The following is a 5,126-nucleotide window of genomic DNA, read 5'->3' on the forward strand; positions in this document are numbered from 1 at the left end:
AACTGACGAGAAGAACAAAGCCTATTAGCATTTAGTCACCCGATATTTTTGCTATCAAAGCGAGTAGAAGATTAGTTTTTGAGTCTTCCCAGTCCGCGGGGATATTTGAATTTTCTGTACTTCTGGCTGATTCAAATCCGCGCCAGAATGCTTTGCGCTCAAACTCAATAATATCATCTACATCCAATCCCGCTGGCTCCCGCTGTTTAAGCACCTCTAGTTTCTCACGCAGCGCTAGCAGTTCAGTAGCCATTTCTGAGCCAATATTTCCGTCAACATCAATTCGCTGTTGTTTTATATTCTCCAATGTTTCTTTACTCAGCATCTGCATTCCCCTCTACCAATTCAGTTAGTTTGTTCATTTACACCTCAAGCCCCAATTGCACAGCAAAGTGGTCACGCTTTTCGCAATAGTCGAGAGTGCCAGAGCTGTTATGTGATTCAATTCTTTCAACCATAACTGCAGCGCGTGTTTCTTTACTAAATGGCTGGTAAGTTCCCTTCCAATTCACATCCTTCCCGATGTTCTGCGCGACGTTTGTGCTGTCAGCTGACGCTAGCGGCAGGCGAGTAAAAATAGTTGGATTAAGCATCCGTAATCCGTGCAACTTGGTAATAGGTTGGCCGTTAACATCAACAACATGTCTGATAATATCTTTCAGTCTTGCTACTGCTTTCAGCGGTGATTTCACGTCATATTCACCGCAACTGCCGATCGCTACGCGGGGGTACTCATTACAGAGACGAATAAAACGATCATTGGATTCATTCATGTGCCAAACCGGCACTCCTGCAAATTTCCCATGAGGCCATTCAGCAAGCAGGACGTCATTTTCTTCCGCGCCGCCGTCGATAACGTCAGGGATAATTGCGAAGTCCAGACCGGGATGATTTTTCCAACGGTCAACAAAGTTGTAATAATCTGACCAATCTATTTTGTTCTTCCCAGCCTTTTTCCAAGTTGAAAATGCCCCATTATCCAGCGCAAATGTTTGACAGATTTCAGAAGCTAATCCGATTTGAGAACTATGGGCAAAAGAGATAAATGCATGTCTACCACGCCAAGCTTTAATCGCGCAGGTATCTGGCGTGATGGGGCCTCCATGGTAATGGATCATCACCCCCCCTCGACCTTGAAACCTGCTTTGATAATCTGTTTTTTACTGAATTCAACGCCAGCTACCCATGCTTCACATTGCTTTTCTGAGTACCAGTGAGCCATGTGTGAAACTGCGCCGATATCACAATCAGGGAATTCAACAGGCACAAGTAGCCGCGCCTCTGCTGCCTCTGCGCGTAGAGTTACGAATGTCAAAGCAGTATTTCTGTCCAGATATTGCTCTGTCATTTCCTTCACTTGCTTCTCTGCCGCTTCTAGCTTGGCTAGCAGTGCCTTGCCGCGTTCTTGCCAAGCCGTCCACGCCACATTGGCATCGATAAAGAAATAGCTGCCAGATTCATTGCGATTCATATGATGAGGGTGAAATAGGGAAATGAACCAAGTTTCAAATTCTTGGCGGTCTAGCTCTTCGATATGCTTATCCATCACTCACCTCCCCGCAGACTGGCGGCGAACTCTCGAAGATTACGCTCAGCTATTAATGCTGAGCCGGTTGGACATGTGGTATCGATAATGCCCGGCTTCAGGTCGCTTAAAGTCTTATCAGAAAGGTTAAAAATTGCGTATGCGATGCTGTTTGCAGCGTCTATAGCGACTTCTCTTGCATCACTTCTAAGGGTCGCGTTCTCAGCAACAAGCTGCTGCACTCTTGCAATAGTGTCACCCGCTACTGCGCCCTTAATGCCCAATGCCTCGGCAATCAGCGAACATGTATTGAGTGCTGAATCACGCTCAGCTTTTAACGTTTCATAATCAGTATTTTCAGACATAGAAAGTCCTCAGCAGACTAGCTGCTTTAAATGGGGTGGGGGATTAGGCTGCTTTAGGAATAGCTAATGATGCACGCTTGCACATGACTGATTTCAGCGTCCTGCCGGTTAGGTGAGCCACTTTCTCATCGGCATCCTTGCCGAGCAGTTGAAGTTCCTTTTTTGTCCATCTACGGGCCGGTCGATTTGAAATTAGGGTGACATCCATGTCAGAAGCTTTTGAGTAAACAGACTGGAGAGAGCGCTCAAGCTTTTCAGCTATCAGGCTGCTGGGCATATATCCAGCAACCTCTTTTATGAACTGCTCTTCGTATCCCTCCCATGGTTCATAGGGTTTTGTCATGACTACCTCACATTGGCACTTCTTCCATTTCAGCCTTACGGATGCCGTAGATGTCAGTAGCCTTTTCGAGTTGGTCATGATGAGACGCAAGAGCTCGCTGTGTGTACTTGAAGAATTTCTCTAGTTCTTCTACTGACTTAGCGTTACTGGCTGCACTGGTAAAATCGGCGAGTAGGACTTCTGGCGAGCGCTCATCAACTTTTGTCGGCTCCAATTCACCCTCGATCGGCTCCGCTTTCTTGGTGTTGATCATCTTGTTTAGGTCGGCATTGGTGCGTGGAGTTACATCTCGCTCAGGCTTTGGTTTTCCATCCAGTTCGTCTGTAGAGTAAACGCCGAGAATGACTTCTGGGCAGTACAGGCGTGACCAGCGCTTAACAGCGAGGTAGGCAAGTTGTTGCTTCGGGTCGCTGGCCCATAGGGTGGAATTTCGTACTTGGGCCTGAGAAAGTAATAAAGTCAGAACGCGCGGTTCATCTTCACCTTTCATCGTGGCCCAAACCCTGACCCCAAGTCCTTTCTCATCAGCCAGAGTCCAGTCTGGCGCTATATATTTATTTCCGTTCTTTGAAACTTTCTCTGCAAACTTGCCGATCACATTTTCCCATGGGCCAAACCATTCATAATGGATTCGGTCTTTGGTAGGGGCCATCGCATAGATCACCGCGTTAACAAGTTGTGCTTCATAACCCAATGTGCCGCTGACGACGTGAGTCTTTTGAGCAACAACGAATGGGTTCATGCCCCACTGAACAGCTTGCATTGCCACTGCCATGCAGTCAGCTTTATTACCGGCAAGATGCGCGGGAATAGTTGAACGACCACTTGCCATAAGTGTCGCGAAATTCTGAATCGCCATCAGGTTTTGAGGGCTGAAAATCGCTACGTTTGCATTTGTGATGGCCGGCTCATTGCTTAGCTCGAGATTTGCGATGTCAGTCATTGTTCTTTTTCCTTGCCCATGCAGGGCGGTAGATGGTTTCTACACCGCCCCATTCGTTGCTGAGTCGGCATTCGTGATAGGTTTGCAGGTTCTTTCTGTACAAATCATGCCCAACTGATACATCATCAGCATCAAGCTGAAATACGCGGGTTGGGTATCGACCGCAGCTGATGGTTTCGCTTACTGCGATAAACAGAAATGTCGGGTATTCATTGAAGTGATTGAGATAGCCATCCCGATACATGGCGTCCTGTACGTGATACCGGAATTCTTCGATGTGTCGTGAGAAGCGATCCATGTCAGCCACTTTCTTCACATCCACTATGATTGGCTGACTGGTGAGAAACTTGTCCGGTCTGATCCGACATAGTTCCGATGTTTCTTCATCCGTCCAATAGATTGACGATTCGCAGTATCCTTCCGCTTCTAAAAAATATCTGGCCGCTGGATGGGCCATCGCACTCCCTTGCATCAGTTCCAGCTTCCGGTGCTGTTCAAAGTCCATTATGGTCTTCCCTGACTCTTCACATTCTTTCAGAAAATCCTTTTCCGCTGCCTTGCCTTCATTTGTTCTTCGGTTGAACTCCGGTGCTTTGATGAATCTTTTACCGAACTCATCAGGCTCAAGTAACAGACAGTGGAGCGCTGTACCCATATCCAGCGCCTTTAGCTTTTCCGTATCCACTGGCGCTGTTTTCTTCCACGTTAGTATTGCGGGGTTAATAGCCACATCATCTAATTGCGACTTACTTACCCCTGGCCCCGAGTGATAATCCTCGTTTGAAATATCTTGATAGTGGCCCGGCTCCATCACGCCGCCTCCTCATGCCCGTCAATCATCATTGCTCTCTCACACTTCGCTGCAATAAACATTGAGTCCCACAAAAATTGAGATGCCTTCTCTTGGAAATCACAGTTATTAAGCATCAGGTGAAGTACCTTGTCGTCTAAATCACAGAATCCAACACGCTTGAATAGCTCTTCAATGTGCTTAATTTTTATTTCTGTATTTAGCTCGGCGGTTCGCGCTTCCAGCGCTTTTTCGTCACGATAATCAAATCCATTTATTATTTTATCGAGCGCCATAACTTGGGTGACATTCATAGCGGATTCCCCTTTGAGCGTAGAAACTCGACTATCTTGTCCAGCAAGCTCTTGCGTGGTGGGGGAGTGAAGCTTGCCGAAGTGAGACGATAAGCCGGTGAGTGCTGAATTTTTGTCAAATAGTTAGTAGAGCAGCCCGATGCGGTCTGCCCAGCAAATGCATGTTGCATGGGATACTCCGGTTTAATTAGTAAGTGATACGTACGGAGGAAATGAGGTTTTTAGCGATAGCGGCTACACATTTCTGTGCGCAATCTTCTGGCAATCCGTTTGCAATTAAGTCTGCTACCGCTTGGCGGTTGATGGTGCGACGGTGTTCAACATCTTTCGCGCGGGCCTCTGCCTCATCAGCAACACGTTTCTCTTCGGCTAAACGTGCATCTTCTTTCTGCTTGGCTTCGCGCTGGATACGGTCAGCGGTTTCCTGCGCTTTCCGTTGTTCGGCTGCGATAGCTTCCTGCTTCTCGCGTTCTACACGTTCAGCTAACTCTTTAGCATCACGTTCAGCTTTGGTAGCGGCATCCTTGGCAGCCTGTTCAGCTCGTTCCTGAGCTAGTTTTGCATCGCGTTCACGTTGCTCGGCTGCTTCGATGTCACGCTTAGCTTTTTCCTCAGCTTCGCGCTTGGCTTTCTCTGCTGCTTGCTGAGCAATGAGTTCTTCATGGGCCTTGCGCTGGCGCTCAGCTTCTTCAGCTTTTTCTTTAGCGTCACGGTCGAAAGCGTCATTCATCAGCAGGGCCATTTCGTGAGCCACTTCAATTTCTGCCGCTAATTCTTCAGCTTTTTTCTTGGCTTCTGTTTCCTGCTTTAATCGTTCCTGCTCAGCTTCCCACTCAGTCAGTGGTC

The 5,126-nt window shown here is 47.6% G+C and carries 9 protein-coding genes; all 9 read right to left on the reverse strand.

Annotation, left to right across the window (positions count from 1 at the left end; translation table 11 throughout):
* Nucleotides 1–31: 31 nt before the first annotated feature.
* Nucleotides 32–325 (reverse strand): hypothetical protein, encoded by a 294-nt coding sequence (locus BN68_RS00005; protein WP_019209095.1) that lies wholly within the window; start codon nucleotides 323–325, stop codon nucleotides 32–34.
* A gap of 37 nt (nucleotides 326–362) precedes the next feature.
* Entirely contained in the window at nucleotides 363–1,118 is a 756-nt protein-coding gene (locus tag BN68_RS00010; protein ID WP_019209096.1) for a hypothetical protein, read from the reverse strand.
* A complete protein-coding gene (locus BN68_RS00015; RefSeq protein WP_019209097.1) occupies nucleotides 1,118–1,546 on the reverse strand; it encodes a hypothetical protein in 429 nt (142 codons plus the stop codon). Before BN68_RS00015 ends, BN68_RS00010 begins: the two co-directional genes overlap by 1 nt.
* Complete coding sequence (locus BN68_RS00020) at nucleotides 1,546–1,890, reverse strand: hypothetical protein (RefSeq protein WP_019209098.1); 345 nt, start codon at nucleotides 1,888–1,890, stop codon at nucleotides 1,546–1,548. The genes BN68_RS00015 and BN68_RS00020 overlap by 1 nt, the downstream gene beginning before the upstream one ends.
* A gap of 43 nt (nucleotides 1,891–1,933) precedes the next feature.
* Nucleotides 1,934–2,233 (reverse strand): hypothetical protein, encoded by a 300-nt coding sequence (locus BN68_RS00025; RefSeq protein WP_019209099.1) that lies wholly within the window; start codon nucleotides 2,231–2,233, stop codon nucleotides 1,934–1,936.
* A 7-nt stretch (nucleotides 2,234–2,240) separates the two neighbouring features.
* Nucleotides 2,241–3,176 carry a RecT family recombinase gene (locus BN68_RS00030; protein ID WP_019209100.1) on the reverse strand — a complete coding sequence of 312 codons (936 nt, stop codon included), beginning with the start codon at nucleotides 3,174–3,176 and terminating at the stop codon, nucleotides 2,241–2,243.
* Nucleotides 3,169–3,987, reverse strand: a complete 819-nt coding sequence (locus tag BN68_RS00035; protein ID WP_019209101.1) for a PD-(D/E)XK nuclease-like domain-containing protein — start codon at nucleotides 3,985–3,987, stop codon at nucleotides 3,169–3,171. Before BN68_RS00035 ends, BN68_RS00030 begins: the two co-directional genes overlap by 8 nt.
* The gene (locus BN68_RS00040) at nucleotides 3,987–4,280 is read right to left on the reverse strand and encodes a hypothetical protein (protein ID WP_019209102.1); all 294 of its coding nucleotides are present in this window, start codon (nucleotides 4,278–4,280) and stop codon (nucleotides 3,987–3,989) included. Before BN68_RS00040 ends, BN68_RS00035 begins: the two co-directional genes overlap by 1 nt.
* A gap of 187 nt (nucleotides 4,281–4,467) precedes the next feature.
* The coding region (locus BN68_RS00045) for a hypothetical protein (RefSeq protein WP_042806337.1) at nucleotides 4,468–5,126 on the reverse strand (659 nt) is incomplete at its 5' end.

The organism is Yersinia massiliensis CCUG 53443, from assembly GCF_000312485.1.
Lineage (GTDB): Bacteria > Pseudomonadota > Gammaproteobacteria > Enterobacterales > Enterobacteriaceae > Yersinia > Yersinia massiliensis.

What these genes read in the sequence shown, in the direction of transcription:
- BN68_RS00005 (WP_019209095.1), bottom strand. Translation starts at nt 325, where the DNA reads ATGCTGAGTAAAGAAACATTGGAGAATATAAAACAACAGCGAATTGAT.
- BN68_RS00010 (WP_019209096.1), bottom strand. Translation starts at nt 1,118, where the DNA reads ATGATCCATTACCATGGAGGCCCCATCACGCCAGATACCTGCGCGATT.
- BN68_RS00015 (WP_019209097.1), bottom strand. Translation starts at nt 1,546, where the DNA reads ATGGATAAGCATATCGAAGAGCTAGACCGCCAAGAATTTGAAACTTGG.
- BN68_RS00020 (WP_019209098.1), bottom strand. Translation starts at nt 1,890, where the DNA reads ATGTCTGAAAATACTGATTATGAAACGTTAAAAGCTGAGCGTGATTCA.
- BN68_RS00025 (WP_019209099.1), bottom strand. Translation starts at nt 2,233, where the DNA reads ATGACAAAACCCTATGAACCATGGGAGGGATACGAAGAGCAGTTCATA.
- BN68_RS00030 (WP_019209100.1), bottom strand. Translation starts at nt 3,176, where the DNA reads ATGACTGACATCGCAAATCTCGAGCTAAGCAATGAGCCGGCCATCACA.
- BN68_RS00035 (WP_019209101.1), bottom strand. Translation starts at nt 3,987, where the DNA reads ATGGAGCCGGGCCACTATCAAGATATTTCAAACGAGGATTATCACTCG.
- BN68_RS00040 (WP_019209102.1), bottom strand. Translation starts at nt 4,280, where the DNA reads ATGAATGTCACCCAAGTTATGGCGCTCGATAAAATAATAAATGGATTT.